This window comes from Frankia sp. R82, from assembly GCF_023716925.1.
Lineage (GTDB): Bacteria > Actinomycetota > Actinomycetes > Frankiales > Frankiaceae > Frankia.
Genome location: NZ_JAMQQG010000042.1, coordinates 19124 through 37392 on the forward strand (window position 1 = coordinate 19124; position 18269 = coordinate 37392).

18 protein-coding genes are annotated in these 18269 nt (G+C 71.0%); 9 read left to right on the forward strand and 9 right to left on the reverse strand.

Annotated elements, in window-relative coordinates; genetic code table 11:
- From ND747_RS10515 to ND747_RS10525, 3 genes are all read left to right on the forward strand, one after another.
- Window positions 1-2713, forward strand: a 2713-nt coding sequence (locus ND747_RS10515; protein ID WP_251733319.1) for an ATP-binding protein, incomplete at its 5' end; no start/stop codon positions are given.
- A 157-nt stretch (window positions 2714-2870) separates the two neighbouring features.
- A complete protein-coding gene (locus ND747_RS10520; protein WP_251733320.1) occupies window positions 2871-3509 on the forward strand; it encodes a two-component system response regulator in 639 nt (212 codons plus the stop codon).
- A 433-nt stretch (window positions 3510-3942) separates the two neighbouring features.
- Window positions 3943-5517 carry a serine/threonine-protein kinase gene (locus ND747_RS10525; RefSeq protein WP_251733321.1) on the forward strand — a complete coding sequence of 525 codons (1575 nt, stop codon included), beginning with the start codon at window positions 3943-3945 and terminating at the stop codon, window positions 5515-5517.
- On the opposite strand, the gene ND747_RS10530 is transcribed toward ND747_RS10525, so the two are convergent.
- A complete protein-coding gene (locus tag ND747_RS10530; protein WP_251733322.1) occupies window positions 5507-6178 on the reverse strand; it encodes an alpha-ketoglutarate-dependent dioxygenase AlkB in 672 nt (223 codons plus the stop codon). The genes ND747_RS10525 and ND747_RS10530 overlap by 11 nt on opposite strands.
- A 206-nt stretch (window positions 6179-6384) precedes the next feature.
- Here ND747_RS10530 and ND747_RS10535 point away from each other — a divergent pair, with 206 nt between their 5' ends.
- Window positions 6385-6996: a MarR family winged helix-turn-helix transcriptional regulator gene (locus ND747_RS10535; protein ID WP_251733323.1), complete on the forward strand. Its 612-nt coding sequence runs from the start codon at window positions 6385-6387 to the stop codon at window positions 6994-6996.
- 67 nt (window positions 6997-7063) lie between these two features.
- On the opposite strand, the gene ND747_RS10540 is transcribed toward ND747_RS10535, so the two are convergent.
- The 4 genes from ND747_RS10540 to ND747_RS10555 form a co-directional block, all read right to left on the reverse strand.
- On the reverse strand, window positions 7064-7345 hold the full coding sequence (locus tag ND747_RS10540; protein WP_163547498.1) for a metal-sensitive transcriptional regulator: 282 nt from the start codon (window positions 7343-7345) through the stop codon (window positions 7064-7066).
- A 34-nt stretch (window positions 7346-7379) separates the two neighbouring features.
- The gene (gene atzF, locus ND747_RS10545; RefSeq protein ID WP_251733324.1) at window positions 7380-9308 is read right to left on the reverse strand and encodes an allophanate hydrolase; all 1929 of its coding nucleotides are present in this window, start codon (window positions 9306-9308) and stop codon (window positions 7380-7382) included.
- A gap of 11 nt (window positions 9309-9319) precedes the next feature.
- Window positions 9320-10060 (reverse strand): cysteine hydrolase family protein, encoded by a 741-nt coding sequence (locus ND747_RS10550; protein ID WP_251733336.1) that lies wholly within the window; start codon window positions 10058-10060, stop codon window positions 9320-9322.
- A 157-nt stretch (window positions 10061-10217) separates the two neighbouring features.
- A complete protein-coding gene (locus ND747_RS10555) occupies window positions 10218-10970 on the reverse strand; it encodes a GntR family transcriptional regulator (RefSeq protein ID WP_251733325.1) in 753 nt (250 codons plus the stop codon).
- Window positions 10971-11320: 350 nt separating this feature from the next.
- Between ND747_RS10555 and ND747_RS10560 the strand changes: the two genes are divergently transcribed.
- Window positions 11321-12031 (forward strand): alpha/beta fold hydrolase, encoded by a 711-nt coding sequence (locus ND747_RS10560; RefSeq protein ID WP_251733326.1) that lies wholly within the window; start codon window positions 11321-11323, stop codon window positions 12029-12031.
- A 294-nt stretch (window positions 12032-12325) separates the two neighbouring features.
- On the opposite strand, the gene ND747_RS10565 is transcribed toward ND747_RS10560, so the two are convergent.
- The gene (locus tag ND747_RS10565) at window positions 12326-12478 is read right to left on the reverse strand and encodes a hypothetical protein (protein WP_251733327.1); all 153 of its coding nucleotides are present in this window, start codon (window positions 12476-12478) and stop codon (window positions 12326-12328) included.
- A gap of 184 nt (window positions 12479-12662) precedes the next feature.
- Complete coding sequence (locus tag ND747_RS10570) at window positions 12663-13010, reverse strand: hypothetical protein (RefSeq protein ID WP_251733328.1); 348 nt, start codon at window positions 13008-13010, stop codon at window positions 12663-12665.
- A 76-nt stretch (window positions 13011-13086) separates the two neighbouring features.
- Here ND747_RS10570 and ND747_RS10575 point away from each other — a divergent pair, with 76 nt between their 5' ends.
- On the forward strand, window positions 13087-13317 hold the full coding sequence (locus tag ND747_RS10575; RefSeq protein WP_251733329.1) for a hypothetical protein: 231 nt from the start codon (window positions 13087-13089) through the stop codon (window positions 13315-13317).
- A gap of 523 nt (window positions 13318-13840) precedes the next feature.
- Here the strand turns inward: ND747_RS10575 and ND747_RS10580 are convergent.
- Together ND747_RS10580 and ND747_RS10585 are read right to left on the reverse strand one after the other, a co-directional pair.
- A complete protein-coding gene (locus ND747_RS10580) occupies window positions 13841-14215 on the reverse strand; it encodes an FmdB family zinc ribbon protein (protein WP_251733330.1) in 375 nt (124 codons plus the stop codon).
- A gap of 44 nt (window positions 14216-14259) precedes the next feature.
- Entirely contained in the window at window positions 14260-14955 is a 696-nt protein-coding gene (locus tag ND747_RS10585; protein ID WP_251733331.1) for a 5-formyltetrahydrofolate cyclo-ligase, read from the reverse strand.
- A gap of 364 nt (window positions 14956-15319) precedes the next feature.
- Between ND747_RS10585 and galU the strand changes: the two genes are divergently transcribed.
- From galU to moaC, 3 genes are all read left to right on the forward strand, one after another.
- Window positions 15320-16249 (forward strand): UTP--glucose-1-phosphate uridylyltransferase GalU, encoded by a 930-nt coding sequence (galU, locus tag ND747_RS10590; RefSeq protein WP_251733332.1) that lies wholly within the window; start codon window positions 15320-15322, stop codon window positions 16247-16249.
- A 178-nt stretch (window positions 16250-16427) separates the two neighbouring features.
- A complete protein-coding gene (gene glp, locus ND747_RS10595; protein WP_251733333.1) occupies window positions 16428-17714 on the forward strand; it encodes a gephyrin-like molybdotransferase Glp in 1287 nt (428 codons plus the stop codon).
- Window positions 17711-18269: cyclic pyranopterin monophosphate synthase MoaC (moaC, locus tag ND747_RS10600; RefSeq protein ID WP_251733334.1), on the forward strand; the 559-nt coding region annotated here is incomplete at its 3' end. The genes glp and moaC, both read left to right, overlap by 4 nt.

Sequence of the window (18269 nt, forward strand, 5' to 3'; positions counted from 1 at the left end):
CCTGGTGACCACCGCGGTGGCCCGCGGCGATCTGTCACAGAAGATCACCGTCTCGGCGCAGGGCGAGATCGCCGAGCTCAAGGACACCGTCAACACGATGGTCGACCAGCTCTCCTCGTTCGCCGCGGAGATCACCCGGGTCGGCTGGGAGGTCGGCGTCGAGGGCAAGCTCGGCGGCCAGGCGACGGTCGCCGGGGTGGCCGGCACCTGGAAGGACCTGACCGACAACGTCAACCAGCTCGCGACGACGCTGACGATCCAGCTGCGCGCCATCGGTGACGTGTCCACCGCTGTCACCCGCGGTGACCTGACCCGGTCCATCACGGTGGAGGCCGAGGGTGAGGTCGCCGAGCTCAAGGACAACATCAACCAGATGATCGCCCGGTTGCGCGAGACCACCGAGGTCAACGCGCAGCAGGACTGGCTGAAGTCGAACCTGGCCCGCATCGGCGGCAAGATGCAGGGCCAGCGCGACCTGTACGCGGTCTGCCAGATGATCATAAGCGAGATGGCGCCGGCGGTCGGCGCCCAGCACGGCACCGTCTACCTGCTGGACTTCATCGAGGGCGACAAGCTGCGTTACGTCGCCGGCTACGGTTCGGTCCCGCGGCGCCGCTCGGACGGCACGTTCCTGTTCGGCGAGGGCCTGATCGGCCAGGCGGCGCTCGAGCGCAACCGCATCCGGGTCGAACACGTGCCCGCCGGCTATCTCAACATCCGCAGCGGGCTCGGCGAGGCGCCCCCCTGCGATCTGGTCGTCGTCCCGGTCGTGTTCGAGAACCAGGTCCTCGGGGTGATCGAGCTCGCGTCGTTCACCCCGTTCTCCGAGCTGCATCTCATCCTGGTCGACCAGCTCGTCGACACCATCGGCGTCGTGCTCAACACGATCATGGCGAACGCCCGAACGGAGGAGCTGCTGGCCCAGTCGCAGCGGCTCACCCAGGAGCTGCGGTCGCAGTCGGTCGAGCTGCAGCGCACCAACAACGAGCTGGAGGAGAAGGCGGCACTGCTCGAGGACAAGAACCGCGAGATCGAGCTCGCCCGGATCGGCCTGGAGGAGAAGGCCGAGCAGCTCGCGCTGTCCTCGCAGTACAAGACCGAGTTCCTGGCGAACATGAGCCACGAGCTGCGCACCCCGCTCAACAGCCTGCTGATCCTTGCGAAACTGCTCGCCGACAACCCCGACCGCAACCTGTCCCGCAAGCAGATCGACTTCGCCGAGACGATCCACTCCGCGGGCTCGGAGCTGCTCGGCCTGATCAACGACATCCTCGACCTGTCCAAGGTCGAGGCCGGCAAGATGGACGTGGACGCCACCACGGTGCGCACCGGGGCGCTGTGCGATGCGGTCGCCACCGTCTTCGGGCCCGTCGCGGACGAGAAGGGGCTCGCGTTCGAGGTCAGTCTGGCCGCCGACGTCCCAGACGAGTTCGTCACGGACGAGCAGCGCCTGCAGCAGGTGCTCAAGAATCTGTTGTCCAACTCGGTGAAGTTCACCGACAGCGGCACCGTCCGGCTCGACGTCACCCTCGCCCGGCCCGACACCCCGCACCTGGCGAGCCACCTGCGCTCGGCGGGCACCGTGCTGTCGTTCGCGGTCAGCGACACCGGGATCGGGATCGCCGCGGAGAAGCTCCGCATGATCTTCGAGGCCTTCCAGCAGGCCGATGGCACCACCTCGCGCCGCTACGGCGGCACCGGCCTCGGCCTGTCCATCTCCAAGGAGATCGCCCGCCTGCTCGGTGGTTCGATCGCGGTGTCCAGCGTGGTCGGGCACGGCAGTACGTTCACGCTGTACCTGCCGTCGGTGCCACTCGCGCAGATGCCGGCGTTCGGCATCACCCCCGGCGAGCCGGACGACGTCCTCATGATCGTCGGGGCGGCCGACGGCGGCTCGGGACGCGCCGTGGGCGAGCTGCTGCCCGCCACGCTTTCGGGCGCGGGTGGCGAGCTGCCGGCCGCGCTCGAGCGCGCTGCCGTCCCGATGCCGGAGCTTCCCGCCGGCACCGGGATCGTGCCCGGTCCGGTCGTCCATGGCGCTGCTGGGACGGGCGCTGCTGGGACGGGCGCCGCTGGCTCGAACGGCGTGCACACCGTGTGGTCCTCGCGCGGCTCGGGGCCGGGCTCAGGTGCGAGCGGCGCCGGCTCGGGCGGTGGAACCGGTTCCGGTGGTGGGGCTGACGCCGACGGGGTTGTGGTGACCGGTCGGTCCGGGTCTGGTACCACGGACGGGGCCACCACCTGGCGGTCGACCGAGAACACCGGCATCCCGTTCCTGACCGAACCCGCCGATCTGGTCGGACGGGCATCCGCCGACACCCTCGAGGGGCCGGACCCGCTGGTCGACACGACGGTGCTCGTCGTGGACGACGACGTCCGCAACGTGTTCGCGCTGACCAGCGCCCTGGAGATGTACGGGATGCGGGTGCTTTACGCCGACAACGGCCACGACGCGATCCGTACCCTGCAGCAGGACACCGGACCGGTGCACCTCGTCCTGATGGACGTCATGCTCCCCGGCATGGACGGCAACGAGACCACCTCGATGATCCGCGACATGTCGGCGTTCGCGGACCTGCCGATCCTTGTGCTGACCGCGAAGGCCATGCCCGGAGATCGGGAGAAGAGCATTACCGCTGGCGCGTCGGACTACATCACCAAGCCCGTCGACCTGGAACACCTCCTCGGGGTGATGCGCGCGCATCTGTGTTGATCAGATCGCGTATGGTGCCCATTCGGGCGTGTATCGGTGGGGCGGTGCAACGCTTCCCCGGGCAATCGGCGATGGTGGTGGGGTGGCCACGCCCATTACGGACCGGCAGGGCGACCGCGCCGGTCGGCAGGGCGACCGCGAAGGAGGAGGCAGGCGGGTGACCGAGCGGACCGGCGGTTTCGTCGACGGCGAAGGCGGGCCGACCACGGAGCGACCCCGCAGCAAGATCCTGCTGGTCGACGACCGTGCCGACAATCTGATGGCCCTGGAGGCGATTCTCGCCTCGCTGGACCAGGATCTGGTGACGGCATCGTCCGGCGAGGAGGCGCTCAAGCGGCTGCTCGTCGACGACTTCGCAGTGATCCTGCTCGATGTACAGATGCCCGGAATGGACGGTTTTGAGACGGCTCATCGGATCAAGCAGCGGGGGCGGACCCGGGACACGCCGATCATCTTTCTGACGGCGATCGACCGCGAGCCCCACCATGCCTTTCGCGGGTACGCCGTGGGCGCGGTCGACTACATTGCGAAGCCGTTTGACCCGTGGCTGCTGCGCGCGAAGGTCAGCGTCTTCGTCGAGCTGTTCGAAAAGAACGAGCGGTTGTCCGAGCTAGCCCATCAGCGGGTGCGGGACTTCGATCTGATGACCGAGGTCGCCGAGCGGCTGATCGCGCTGGATGTCCTGCTGGAGGGCAGCGGCGAGGCCACCCCGGAGGAGCGGCTCGCGGCCGCCGGAGCCGAGGTCCGAGGGCTCGTCGCCCGGCTGCAGCCGTTCGCCCGCTCCGCCAACACCTGATCCGGCTCGGGCGTGCGCACCAACCCCGCTCGGGCGGGCACGCCGGTGTGTGCGGTGGGTACCCCCGCGCGGGTGTGAGCGCCTGATCCGTGCGGGTGAGCTGGCCGTACGGGTCGTGCCGACGGCTGATGGAGTCCGTCACATCCCGGCGGCCCTCCTCGTCGGTGCTGACCGCGGGCGGTGGTGCCTGTCTGCTCGGAATCCTCTACGGAACGTCGGTCATGGTGACGCGGCGAGTGCTGAACCTGCCCTTCCGTCACCGCCAACCGTCTGTTCCGTATGGTCTTGTCGGGGGTGTCGAAGGTCACCAGGGAGCATGCACCAAATCGTTGCGCCGGCCGACTTCGGTCAGCGCCGATAGCATGGATTTGTCGGGCAGATCCGCAGCCGTGCCCCGTGCGGCCGGCTTTTCCGCCGTAGGAGGTTTCGTCGTATGGCAATGGCCAGGCGCACTCCCTATGGATCCACCGCGATTGATCCGGCCGCCGTCGGTCCCTATGAGATTGACCGTAGGATCGCCGATAACGGCAGCGGCGCGGTGTTTCTTGGACGTAACGAGGACGGCCGCCTGGTCCTGATCAAGATGATCCCCACAGATCTCGGTCGGGACCCCTGGTTCCGCCAGCGCCTGGTGACCGACATCGAACGCCTGCGCCGGCTGAACCCGTTCTGTCTGGCCACCGTGCTGGGTGCGGACATCACGGCCAACCCGCCATACGTCGTCGTCGAGTACGTGGATGCGCCGACCCTGGCCGCCAGCGTCGAGGACGAGGGGCCGCTGTCGGCCGCCGACACCGCTCGGCTCGCGCTCGGCCTGGCTGCGGCTCTTGCCACCCTGCACCGCCATGGCCTCGCCTTCACTGATCTGAAACCCACCAACCTGGTTCTTTCCCGGCACGGTCTGCGGCTGGTCGACTTTGGTCTTGCCCGAGTTCTGAACACTTTTTCGACGGATCGTCCCGGTCAGTCCGGTCGGGGAGTCGGAAATCTTTCCTACCTGAGCCCGGAACAGATTCTCGGTCGAGCCGCCACCGTCGAGTCCGACGTATTCACCTGGGGCGGCGTCCTGCTGTACGCGGCGACCGGTCGGTCGCCGTTCGGCGGTGGCCCGCGGCGGGCGATGCTACAGAGAGTGGTCTACGCCGAACCGGATCTGTCCGTTCTGGAGCCGGCGCTACGTGAGGTGGTCGCGGCCGCCATGGGTAAGGATCCCCGGCATCGGCCCACGGCCGGCGAGCTGTTCGGCGAGCTCGCCGAGATCGTCGGGCTCGAGCAGGCAGTGCCGGCGCAGCCCACGTCCGCAGACCAGGCCGAGTTGCCGCAGCAGGCGGACCTCGCCGCCGTCGGCCGTGCGCAGGTCGATCGCAGCCTGCTGGACGAACTGCCGACCCAGCGCGTCGGGTCGCGTGCCGCCCAGTTCGCCCTCGCGCAGGTCTCCACGCCGACCAAAGCCATCACGCCGGTCGTAGCCACGGTGCCGGTCGCAGCCACGGCGCTTCCCGGCAGGGCTGCGGTGCCGGCTGCGACTACGGCACTGGTCGGGGCTGCCGCGCCGGTCGCGGCCGCGGTGCCGGTCGCGGCCGCGGTGCCGGTCGGGACCGGCGTCGCGGATCTTCTCGTCCTGCCCACTGCGGACGCGCCAGACGGGTCAGCGGAGTCCGGGCCGTCCACCAGCGACCTCCTGATCCTGGTCGACGACGTGCTCCTGACCGTCGCCGCGGTCATGGCCGATGTACCAGGGGCGTGCGGTCCAGCCGATGCTTCCGACACCTTCGGTGTCCTTGATACCTCCGGTGCCCTTGATACGTCCGAGGTCGTTGGCACGTCCGAGGCCAGCGGCACGTCCGAGGCGAGTGGCGTGTCCGACTGCCCCGGTCAGCAGGAAGCCAACCAGCGGGAACCCGCTCGGCGCAACGTTGGACGGCGGGGCCGGTGGCGTCCGATTCTGGCGATGGTGGAGCTGACGAGCCGGCTGACCTCACGCCGACGGGTGGACGTCAGCGGCTGAAGTGGCGGGCGGCGCCGTAGCCGGGCCCCTGCTCGGGCCGCCCGGTCCGCGACGTCCACCGCCACTGCACCGAGATCCGCCCCCCGACGTGACCCCGTACCCGGGGCACTCCGTGCAGCCAGTCGGCCTGCGCTCGTCCACCGAGCACGATCAGATCGCCGCCGGCCGGGGCCAGGTCCTGCCCGCCGGGGCCGTGGGGGTCGTTGAGCAGTCGCCGACCTGGGGCAAGATGACGGTTCTTCACCAGGAACGGCCGCCGCGCGCCCAGCGTGAGGATGGCGATGATCGTGTTGTCGAGCCAGCGCATCTCCCGGTCGCGGTGCAGGGCGACGGCGTCGTTGCCGTCCCGGTACAGCGACAGGCCGAAGCCGTCGAAGTCGACCCCGTAGGTGCGGCGCAGCGCCCGGTAGGCCTCGGTGAGCGGGGGAAACGGCACCGGCCCGCCGCGGGCGATCCAGGCGCTCAACCGAGGCTCGGTGACCTCGCGTTCGTAGCGCCACATGGTGCCCTGCCGCCAGGGCAGGCCGATTCGCATCTCGTCGTACAACGCGTCGGCACCGCGCAGCCAGCCCCGCGTGACATCAACCCACGAGCGCTCGTCGAGCCACAGCCGCTCCGGACGGGCTGCCGGATCCACCGTCGCGGCATCGTTCATCATCATGAGAGTACCGGTGAGCCATCGAACCGGGCAGATCACGGGTCACTGGCCGGTCGCGGCCACCGGCGCGAGCGTTCACGCGCGCCAGGCGGCAGGTAGCCTGCCCTGATCGAGGGGACCCGCCACGGAATGGATGTCAGGATGCGCTGCACAGCACCGCGGTGCTACCGGCTCGGCGCGCTCGCCACGACCGGTGCGCCGCGGACCCGATGAGCAACCACAGCGGCGAGTCCCGGCCGGTCTCCCCGCCCCCACTCCCACCCGTGCTGGTGGTGCCGTCCCCGTCGCCGTCGGCAGGTGTGGCGGGAACGGCCGACGATCCGGACGCGCGGATCGTCGCCGACCTGGACGTGCGGCGGCTCACCGAGGTGGTGAGCCGACTGCGCCGGGCGCTGCGGGCCAGCATCCGCACCGAGTACGCCTGGGAGTCGTTGCCGATGGCCCAGGTCGAGCTGTTGCAGTGTCTGGCCGAGCGGGACGGGACACGGGTCGGGGAGCTCGCGGCTCTGCTGCGCCTGGCGCCCAACAGCGTCTCGACGCTGGTACAGCACCTTGCCGACGCCGGCTACCTGCACCGGGAACGAGATCCGGCGGACCGGCGGGCAGCGCTGCTGCGACTGACACCGTCGGGAGCGCAGGCTCTCGGTGGCTGGCAGCAGGCCCACGAGCGCCGGCTGGGTTCGGCACTCGGGCGCCTGGACTCCCAGGATCGCGCGGCCATCGTCACCGCCCTGCCGGCGTTGACCAATCTGGTCGACGCGCTGGTCGACCGCGGCGAGACCACCCGTCAGGACGTGACCCGTCAGGACGCAGCCCGGTAGGGAGCGGATCGCCTCCTCGTGCGGACGCCAACGGCTACCGGCCGGCCGGTAGCCGGCGCGAGGCCGGTCAGGACCGGATCAGCCGGGCGATGGCGGCGGAGGCCTCCCGCAGCTTCTCGTCGGCCACCGGACCACCCTCCGCCGCCGCATGAGCCACGCAGTGCGCGAGATGGTCCTCGAGCAGGCCAAGCGCGACGGACTGCAGGGCCCTGGTCGCCGCCGAGACCTGGGTGAGGATGTCGATGCAGTACTTGTCCTCGGCGATCATCCTCTGCAGGCCGCGGACCTGCCCTTCGATGCGCCGAAGCCGGGCGGTGTACTCGTCCTTGGAGTCGGTGTAGCCGTGCATCCGCCGTGCCCTCCCCCCACTGATCCATACCCCCCTACGGTACGTCGACGGGTGCGGGGCGTGGACCGGTAATGGCCAGGTACGGTCGCCAGCCACCGAGCGCGGTGATGTCCTCGGCGCCGTCGACCGCCACGGACTCGCACAGGAAGCCCAGCGTCGGCCCGCCGGCGAGCTCGACGGTTCCGATCGCCAGCGGTGCCGGGACGCCGAGCAGAAACCGCCCGACCCCCTGCGCCGGCAGCCGCCAGACCTCCACCTCAATGGCCGCCCCACCCTCGGCGGTGCGCAGCAGGCCCGGGCGCCGCGGCGGTCCACCGGGCAGTGCGAACAGGCGGTAGCACGGCAGCGTCCGATCGCGCCGGACCAGGACCCCCCCGGTCCGGGTCAGCTCGCCGTTGAGCGGTAGACCGCTCAGGTGCGCCCCGACCACGGCCAGGTCGACGAAGTCCTGGCCCGGCCGGGCCAGCGGGTGATCGGTGGCGCCGGTCGGCAGGCCGGTACGGGCGTGCAGACGCGCCCCAAGATCGGCCAGGAAGGCGTCCTGGCCCGCGGGGGCCATGAGCGTCACCCCGTGCGGCAGGCCACCACTGAAACCGACGGGGACCGCGACGGCGGCCAGGTCGAGCAGGTTCGCGAAGGTCGTGTAGCGACCCAGGCGGCTGTTCAGCCCGATCGGATCGGCCAGCACCGAGGCGACCGGGTAGCTGGTGGGGACGGTCGGCAGCACCAGGGCGTCCACGTCCTGCCAGAGCTGTTCCACCTGACGGCGCAACGCTCGCAGCCGAGCCAGGCCACGGTGGACCTCGACGCCGGTGATCGTCGCGCCCGGCTCGATCACCGCCCGGACGGTGGGATGTACCTCCCCCGGCCGGGCCAGCACGAACTCGCCCACGGAGGCGAACCGTTCGGCCAGCCACGGCCCCTCGTAGAGCAGCCGACCCGCGGCGAGGAACGGCTCGAGATCGACCAGGGTGAGTTCGGCGCCGAGGTCGCGCAGCAGCGCACGTCCGTGTTCGTGCACGGCACGGGCGCCGTCGTCCCCGAAGAAGACCAGATCCTGCGGACGGGCCACGGCAACCCGCAGACCCCGCGCGGACGCCGACGAGGTGCCCTGACCGAGCGCGGTGACGGCGGGCAGTCGGCGTGAGTACGGGTCGGCCGGGTCGTAGCCGGCCATCACCGACAGGGCCAGCCGAGCATCCGCCACGCTGAGTGCGAAGACGCTCAGACAGTCCAGTGATCGACAGGCCGGCACCAGACCGCGGGTGCTGACCAGCCCCCGGGACGGTTTGATCCCCACCACGTTGGTCAGCGCCGCCGGCACCCGGCCCGACCCGGCGGTGTCGGTTCCGATCGCGAAGGTCACCAGCCCGGCCGCCACCGCGACCCCGGACCCGGAACTCGACCCGCCCGCGATCATCGTCGGGTCGAAGGGGGAGACCGGTGTGCCATACGGGGAACGGGCTCCGGACAGACCGGTCGCGAACTGGTCCAGATTGGTCTTGCCCAGGCAGACCGCGCCGGCGGCGAGCAGAGCGGCCACGGCCGGGGCATCCGTGTCAGGTTCGCGGGCGAACTCCGGGCAGCCGGCCGTCGTCGGCAGCCCCGCGACGTCGATGTTGTCCTTCACCGCGAAGGGCAGCCCGAACAGGGCAGGCAGCTGCGGCGCCGCCCCCGTCGGCGCTGGCTCGTCGGATGCGGCCCGCCCGCCGCCCGCCGGTCCGAACAGGGCATCGCGGGTCGCGTCGAGCGCCGCGGCGCGGGCCATCGCCTGCTCTCGCGGGACCAGCGAGATCCACACGGCATCGTCGCCGCGTGCCTCGATCCGGTCGTACACGGCGGCGATCACCTCGCCCACCCGCAGCGCGCCGCAACGGTAGCCGGCGTGCAGCACCGCCGCCTGAAGGTCGAGGGCCTGCGGCGGGCGGGACGCAGATGGGGCGTCCGGCAGGTCTGTCGTCATCGGCCGGCAGGTCAGCCGGCCGGCTGCACGGCGGCGGTGACGGCGCCGCGTACGGCCGCGGAGTCCGCCACCGCCCCGAAGACCCCACCCTGCATGGTGACCATGTGCAGGGCGGCGGCGTGGTTGGCCGGATCCGTTGCGCCGGTGCAGTCCGACAGCAGCAGGCACTCGTACCCGCGGTCGTTGGCGTCGCGCATCGTCGTGTGCACGCAGACGTCCGTCGTGATGCCGGTCAGGATGATGTGGGTGATGCCGTGCCGGCGCAGGACGAGATCCAGATCGGTCGCGTAGAACGAGCCCTTGCCGGGCTTGTCGATCACGATTTCGCCGGGTATCGGCGCGACCTCCGGCACGATCTCCCAGCCGGGCTCGCCGCGGGTGAGGATCCGCCCGCGCGGACCTCGGTCGCCGATGCCGGCGCCGATCCGCTTCGAGCGCCACAGCTTGTTCGGCGGGCAGTCGGCCAGGTCCGGGCGGTGGCCCTCGCGGGTGTGCACGATGAGAAAGCCCAGCGGTCGCAGCAGTGCCAGCAGCGTCGCCGTCGGGGCGAGGCCGGCGCGGGTGAGCGAGAGGTCGTAGCCCATCGCGTCCACGTAGCCGCCGGGCCCGCAGAAGTCGACCTGCCAGTCGATGTTGATCACGGCCGTGGTGGCCGGGCTGAACGATCCGTCGAAGGGCCAGGCGTACGGCGCGGCGTCGACCGGGCCGATCCGCAGCGTTCCGGCTGCAGCCAGGCGTCCGGGCTCCGCCAGTGGCGGTCCGGCGCCGACGGCGGGACGGGTCTGGCCCGCCTCGGTCGGGGTGGCGGTGGCGGCAGCGGCAGCGATGGCCGGGACGGCAGCGATGGCTGCCGCGGGGATGGCGGTGGTCACTACGGATCTGGCCCTTTCTGGCGGGGATGCTCCGGAGTCAGAACCGCCCGGACGGGCGGCCACGGCGCAGCACCATCTGAGTGATCGCCCGGGCTGCGCGTTTCTCGACGACGTCCATCGACTCGCCGACGTGCCGGCGCAGCGCGTGGACACTGGCCTCGAGATCGCCGTCGAGTACCCGGTCGACGATCTCCAGATGCTGGCTGATCGTCAGGTGGACGCGGTCTGCCGTCACGAAGTCGTGCATCCTGACCGGGCGGATTCGGGCGTTCACCGAGTCCAGCAGGTTCGCCAGTTCCGTATTGCCGGATGCCCGGCTCAGCGTGAGGTGAAAATCCTCGTCGAGCGCCACGAAGTCCGGGTCGGGGGACGGCGGACTTTCCCGCAGCGCTCGCCAGTCGTCCCGCAGCGACTCGAGCAGTTCCGGATCATGGGCCGTGCCGATCTCCGCGGCCCGCAACAGCCCGCGCAGCTCCAGGGTGATCCGAATCTCGTAAAGATCCCGCAGGCTGCCGAGGTCGGGCTCGGCCGGGTAGTAGCCGCCATCCGGCCGCTTCTCCACGAGGCCGTCGCCAGCCAGCCTGGTCAGCGCCTCCCGCACCGGTGTGCGGGACACCCCGAGCAGTGCGGCGAGCCGCTCCTCGGTGAGCCGGTCCCGGAAGGAGAACTCGCCGGACATGAGTCGACTACGTAGAGCGACGTAGGCATGGTCGCGCAGGTTGCCGGCGGCGGGCCTGGTGGACCCGGACCGAGCGGCGGCGGGCCCCGCGGCGGTGGCGCCCGTGGACATGGGACCCGTGGGGGGCGTCGGAGTCATACCGCCGAGCATCCGCCATTGTCCGCGCGGACGACGCACCTGCCTGCGCACGGCGACGACCCGGCCGCGGCGCTGGCCCGCAGCCCGCCCGAGAGCGCCGGGCGGCGGCCGTGGCGGGCTTTCTCTCGGCGTTGCATACTGACCTGTATACAGGACCGTGTACATGATTGGGACCGTAAAGGATTTGTGCGTTCCTCGGCAACAACCCAATTGTTACGTTCAATCTGACGGTCATTGCGCCCGCGTTAACCGGGCGCCGGATCCGTCGGTGCCGCCAGGTGAGCCGGGCGTCGGGCAGAGCGACGTCGGGATGGAGAGCGACGATGACGCCGGACGCGGCGATGGGCGACATCGCCCGGCGGGACCAGGCCGGTCCCGTGGGGCGGCCAGGTCCGGTGCATGGCGTCGCGCTGCCGTCGCTGGTGCTGGTGCACGGGACGGCCACGACCGGGGCGATCTGGCGGCGGGTGCGTCGAGAACTGGCCGGGCGGCAGGTGAGCGCGCCGGACCGGCCCTCCAGCGGCAGTCTGCCGGCGGAGCTTGCGGCCCTGCGCCCCCTGACGGACGGTGCTGTCTACGGCGGGGTCAGCGGGGGTGCCACGCTGGGCCTGGCCCTGCTTGCCGCCGGCGCGCCACTGGTCGGCGCGGTGCTCCATGAGCCGGCGGTCGGCTCCCTGCTGCCGGGTCTGCTCGGCCCGGTCGCCGCGGCCTATGCCGCGGGTGGCGTGCCGGCGCTCGCCCGGACGCTGTACGGCCCCGCCTGGACGCCGACGGACGCACCGTCCGATCCGGGGGCGGTCGAGCGGGATCTGGCCATGTTCCTCGAGTTCGAGCCAGCGCCACTGCCCGATCGGGCCATCCCCGCCATCATCACGGTCGGCGCGGACTCGCCGCCCGTGCGCCACCGCGCCGCGGCGGTCCTCCAGGACCGACTGAAACTGCCCGTTCGGGTCATCCCGGGGTGTGGGCACGCCGCCCATCTGGAGGCCCCGGCGGCGTTCGCCCGCCTGCTCGCGGACGTGCACCGCAGCTGAGTCGAGGTGGGCCGGCCGGATTCGGATGGCGATGAATCCGGCCGACTCACGCGGGCGCTCCCCGATCGGTGCGTCAGCCGGACAGCGGCGGACGCACCGCGGTAGTTCCACCGCAGTGCAATAACGGATTCCGTCGCGGATCCTCTCGGCCGTCGGCCATTGGCCGATCACGTCCCGAACCGAAAGGTAATGAGATTAAGAATTGAGATGGTGGATGGCCGCTCGACCTTTCCGCGCTAACCGCACCCGGCCTCCGTATCAACCGTGCCCAACCACGTGGTCGGGCCGGTGGCCTCAGCGGTCGAGGTGGTGCGGTGGTACATCGTCCAGCAGCCGGACGATGTCGGAGTCGTCGTCCTCGGACAATGACTCATCTCCCCATCCGATCTCCCGGTCGTCACCGCGTTCGTCGTCGGACCAGTCGTCACGGGGTGTTGTCATGCTCATCCTCTCTCCTTCGGGATGTGGTGGCGCACGGTCACGACAGCGAGCCGCCGATCCGGTGGAGCGGTGCCTCCCGCCGGCGCGGCCCGCGATCCAGCGTGTCGGCAGTCGAGTACCGATGCAATGGGCCCGTCGGGGTGGGCGCCGAGCGTCGGACCGTGTGTGGGACCGCGGCGGTCAGTGCCCTTCATGAGCTTTCATGTGTAGGCGGCGGCGAGGTGAGTGCATGGCCGAGCACCTCGACGACGAGCCGCAGCGCCGCCCTGCTGCCGGCCAGATAGGCATCTGCCTCCCGCTGGGACCACGCGGCGGCCACGACTGCGGGTTCCGATGGCCTGGTGGACAGGACGGCGCGGATGGCCGCGCGGTAGCGCGCGACCGTGATCGGTGGATCGCCGATCGGTTCCTCGTCGTACTCCTCGTCGCGGTCCAACAGGGACCCGACCTCGTCGGCGCGCCGGGCCGGACCGGGCCTTGTCGGGTCGTTCCCTGCCGGTCCGTTCCATGCTGGTCCGTTCCGTGCGGTGGGGTGCATGGTTTCCTCCTCCTTAATTTGCTGGCCAGCAAATTAGACCCTAGCGAGGTTCTTGGGGAAGAGCAAAGTGGTTACGATGTTCCTCGTGGACGACGGTGAGCAGTTGGTCGGCATCGGGGACATCGCGTTCCAACTCAAGATCACTCGGCAGGCGGTGGACTACTGGACTCGCAAGGACACTCGGTTTCCGGCGCCCTTGCAGGTCATCAACGCGCCGACCGGTAGTGGTGCCAAAGGCACTCGGGTTTGGCGCAAGCGAGAGGTAGACGCGTGGATCGTGGAGCACTATCGACGACGCAAACAGTAGGTGTTCTGCCTGGTGGCGGCGGCGCGGGCCAGACGGTCTGAGCCGCGTCGCCGGGTCGGCACGTCCGATCGCGGCGCCACTCCGGTCGATGCGGCAAAAACTGCGTGATCAGGGTGAATCGCGCCGTCGGTCATTCTCCCGACGATGGGCGCGAGGAAGGCATCCTCCCTGGACGGGCGGGGAGGACCACACACCGGTATGACCGGTGGTTCGGTCGGGCCGGCTCCGAATACCGGCCGGCCGGCGTCGACCGCCGCCGACGTAGGTGGCACGGGTCGTGTCCGTCCGCGCCCGCTGGCCCGATCGGGCGGTGCCGTGGGCGTCGACAGCCGTGGGTCGGTTCAGCTCGGCCGTGCGCGGGGCTCGACTGGCCGTGCGCAGGCTCCGGCTGCGATCGGCCGTGGACGGGGACTCCGGCTGGCCGCACGCAGGCTCCGGACACGTCGAAGGCGCCCGATCTCAGTGGATCGGGCGCCTTCGACGCTACGGGCGCGGGCAGCGCCGCAGGATGGATCTCGGCTGGTCAGGCTGCCGCGGTACTCGAGGTCGAGGGCGACGAGCTGGCCGCACCGCTGCCCGCGGTCACACCCGCCGACGAGGACGAGTCTGTCGACGTCGAGGACGCGCTGCTGCTGGACGAGGCGTCCCCACTCGAGGTTGCAGTGGTCGACTCCCCGGAGGTCTCTTTCGGGCGCTGCTGGGTCGACCCGCCCGACGAGCTGGAGCGGCTGTCGTTCTTGTAGAAACCGCTGCCCTTGAACACCACGCCCACCGAACCGAACACTTTCCGAAGTCGCCCGGCACAGGTCGGGCACTCGGTCAGTGACGCGTCGCTGAAGCTCTGCACAACCTCGAGGTCGCGGCCGCAGTCGGTGCAGCGGTACTGGTAGGTAGGCACGTACTCCTCCCGGAGTTGGCACTCAGAAGTGACGACTGCCAACTTTAGCCTGAGGACGGCCCCGGATGTTCCCGGGTCGCGCCGTCCGGTCCGCAGCGCAGGATACGACTCGGCGTGACGACAAGGTCGACACCGCGGTCATGTGGTGCGGTGGGAACATGATCGAGGAGCTCCTGGTCGTGGACGACCGCGATCACCACGGCGTCCGCGGCCACCCGGACGAGTGCCCGGTCGTAGGAGCCGCCGCCGCGGCCGAGTCGCCGCCCGTGCCGGTCGACGGCCAGCGCGGGGATGATCACAACATCGGCCAGGCCGAGATCACCGAGCGGTGCCGCCGTCGGTGGCTCCCGGGTGCCCAGGGCGCCCGGAACGAGCGTGCCGACATGCTCGCGGAAGTCCAGATCAAGATCTGTGCGCAGGGCCGGCAGCAGGACCCGGGTGCCGGCGGCCAGCAGCCGGTCCAGCAGGTCACCCAGATCGGGCTCACCCGGCAGCCCCGCGTAGGCCGCCACGCATCGCGCCTCGGCGACCTCGGGCAGCGCCAGGATCCGGGCGGCAAGCTCCCCGGCACCACTGCGCGCCCTTCCCGCCGCACCCGAGGTCAGCGCCGGATCGGCGACCGGCACCCCGGTCGCCGGTGTCGTCCCCACTGCCAGCGCAGCCCGGCGCTGGGCCAGCAGTCGGACGCGCAGTCGCTGCTTGGCCTGGTCGATCCGGATGGTGGCCTGTTCGTCCCGCACGGACTCAGCCTCTCGCAGGCATCGATCCGGAAGCGACCCGCGCCCCAGGCCGGCCGCACCCAGGCCGGCCGCTGCCGGCCTCACGCCGGGTCGGCGGGATCACCTCGTCACTCGAATGCGAGCCGCAATGTTTGCGACATCACAGATCGATTCGTGACGGATCCGAACCGCGTCGGCGTCGTCCGCAGCGCGGGAGCGGGTGGGTGCGGGATGGGCGTACCTGGAGCTCCGGTGGCGGACGAGCGGCGCAACCGTGGGCTCCGGCCGAGCACAAACATCCGTCCGATGATCCTCTGAGCTGTGCATTGCGTATGAGGACGGCCACCGTCATGCCGGTGAACTGCAGCCCGGCTAAGGTCTGTCCATGCCAGTGACGAAGGCGGTAATTCCGGCCGCGGGTCTGGGGACCCGCTTCCTCCCGGCGACGAAGGCGGTGCCCAAGGAGATGCTGCCGGTTGTCGACCGACCGGCCATCGAATATGTCGTGGAGGAGGCCTCACGGGTCGGGCTGCGCGACGTCCTGCTGGTCACAAGTCGTAGCAAAAAGGCGGTCGAGGATCATTTCGACCGAGAAGCGGAGATCGAGGCAGCACTCGAACGTAAGGGTGACGAGGTCCGTCTGCGGCGGGTCCGCGCGTCGGCGGAGTTGGCCGAGGTCCACTCGGTGCGCCAGCAGTCGCCGCGGGGCCTCGGGCACGCCGTGCTGTGCGCGGCCCCCCATGTGGGCAACGAGCCGTTCGCCGTCCTGCTCGGTGACGATCTCATCGACGAGCGGGACCCACTGCTCGCGGAGATGCTTTCCGTGCAGGAGCGGTTCGGCGGCAGCGTCATCGCGCTGATGGAGGTCCCACGCGAGCAGGTCTCGATGTACGGGGTCGCGACGGTCCGCTCTCTGCCCAGTGGTCCGGACGACCGCTACGGCATCGTGCGCATCGAGGACCTGGTCGAGAAACCGCCGGTCGAGGAGGCGCCGAGCAATCTGGCGATCATCGGCCGTTACGTCCTCGCGCCGGAGATCTTCGACGTGCTGCGGGAGACCCCGCCGGGCCGCGGCGGGGAGATCCAGATCACCGACGCGCTGCGCACCCTGGCCCGCCGCGTGCAGGAGGACCCGAACGCCGCGCCCGTGCACGGTGTGGTGTTCACCGGCCGGCGCTACGACACCGGTGACCGGGTTGACTACCTGAAGGCGGTCATCCGGCTGGCGTGTGAGCGGGCGGATCTCGGCCCGGAGCTCTATCCCTGGATCGAGGAGTACGTCGCCGCGGGCGGACCGAAGGGCGAGCTGTCCTGATTGTGGCTATTCATCCACTTGTCATCTTCACGACAAGGCTGATTGCATTCAGGTGAGCCTTGACGGCCCGCTTGCGGGCCGGGAACGCCCCCGGAACCGGCCGGCGCGCGCTCCGTGGGCGCCGGCCCGTGACCGGCCCCACCGGGGAATCTGGTCGCACGGACGGGGGCTGACGGCGATGCCGACGGTGGACGAGCACACGGCACGAATCCTGGCGGCGGTGGCACCGACCAGACCACGGCGCGTCGACCTGGCGCAGGCCCACGGCTGCGTGCTCGCCGCGAACGTGCGGGCCACGGTCGCCGTCCCCAGTTTCGACAACTCCGCGATGGACGGCTACGCCGTGCGGGCCGCCGAGATCGCCGAGGCCAGCGCGCAGGAGCCCGTCGTGCTGCCCGTCGAAGCCGACATTCCGGCCGGTCCGGGTGTCCCGGCGCCGCTGCGCCCCGGGGCCGCCGCCCGGATCATGACCGGCGCGCCGCTGCCGGCCGGAGCGGATGCCGTCGTCCAGCTCGAGTGGACCGACGAGGGCAGCTCCTCGGTGGCCGTGTACCAGGCCGCGCGCCGCGGCCTGCACATCCGCCGGGCGGGGGAGGACGTCCAGCCCGGGGCGCTGGTCCTGCCCGCCGAAACGGTGATCGGATCGGCGCAGATCGGCCTGCTCGCCGCCGTGAACGTCGCCCGACCCCCGGTGCACCCCCGGCCCCGGGTCGCCGTGCTGTCCACCGGCAGCGAGCTTGTCGAGGTCGGCTCGCCGCTGCGGCCCGGGCAGATCGTCGACTCCAACAGCCACGCCATCGCCGCCGCGGTGCGTGAGTGCGGCGCGTCCGTGCGCCGACTCGTCGGTGTGTCCGACGATGCCGATGCCTTTGCCAAGTCCTTCTACGGCGTGCTCGCCGAGGTCGACGCGGTGGTGACCACCGGCGGGGTGAGCGTCGGCGCGTACGACGTGGTCAAGGAGGTGCTGACCGGCGCCGGCAGCATCCGGTTCGACCAGGTCGCGATGCAGCCGGGCCGGCCCCAGGGGTTCGGGCTGGTCGAGGGGGTGCCGGTGTTCACCCTGCCCGGCAACCCGGTGAGCGCCCTGGTGTCGTTCGACCTGTTCGTCCGCCCGGCGCTGGCCCGCATGCGTGGGTTGCCCGCGGCCGGCCTGCCCGCCATCGAGGTCACCGTCGGCACGGCGCTGCGTTCGGCGCCCGGGCGGCGCAGCTACGTCCGGGTGCGCCTGGACGGGCCTGGCCCGCACGGGCGGTACGACGCCGTGCCCGTGGCGCATCCCGTCGCCGCCCAGGGCTCGCATCAGCTCACCTCGCTGGCCGCGGCGCAGGCGCTGCTGGTCCTGCCCGAGGAGCTCACCGAGGCACCGGTCGGAACCCGGCTCACCGCGTTGTTGCTCAGCGCCGATTCCCGGTCCATTCTCTCCGGCATGGGCTGGACGGATGCGGACGTGACGGACGACCGATGACAGGCTCGGCTCTCACTCATGTCGACGAGCGCGGCACGGCCCGGATGGTCGATGTCTCGGCGAAGGACGTGACGGCACGCACCGCCGTGGCGACCGGCATGCTGCTGGTCTCGTCCGAGGTGGTCGGGTTGCTGCGCGGCCCGGGGGTGGCCAAGGGAGACGCGCTGGGCACCGCCCGGATCGCCGGGATCATGGGTGCGAAGCGCACACCGGACCTCGTCCCGCTGTGCCATCCGATCGCCCTGTCCGGGGTGGCGGTGGAGCTCACCGTCCGTGACGACGGGGTGGAGATCGTCGCGACCGTGCGCACCGCCGACCGCACCGGGGTGGAGATGGAGGCGCTGACCGCCGTCACCGTCGCCGGGCTGACCCTGCACGACATGGTCAAGGCGGTCGACCCCGGCGCGGAGCTGTCCGGCGTGCGGGTGATGTCGAAGTCCGGCGGGCGCACCGGCGACTGGCACGCCGCTCCCACCCGGACCCCGGTCGCCCTGCCCGCGCCACCCACCGTCGCGCCGTCGCCGCCGCCGGCCGCCGCAGGTTCAGCGCGGGTGG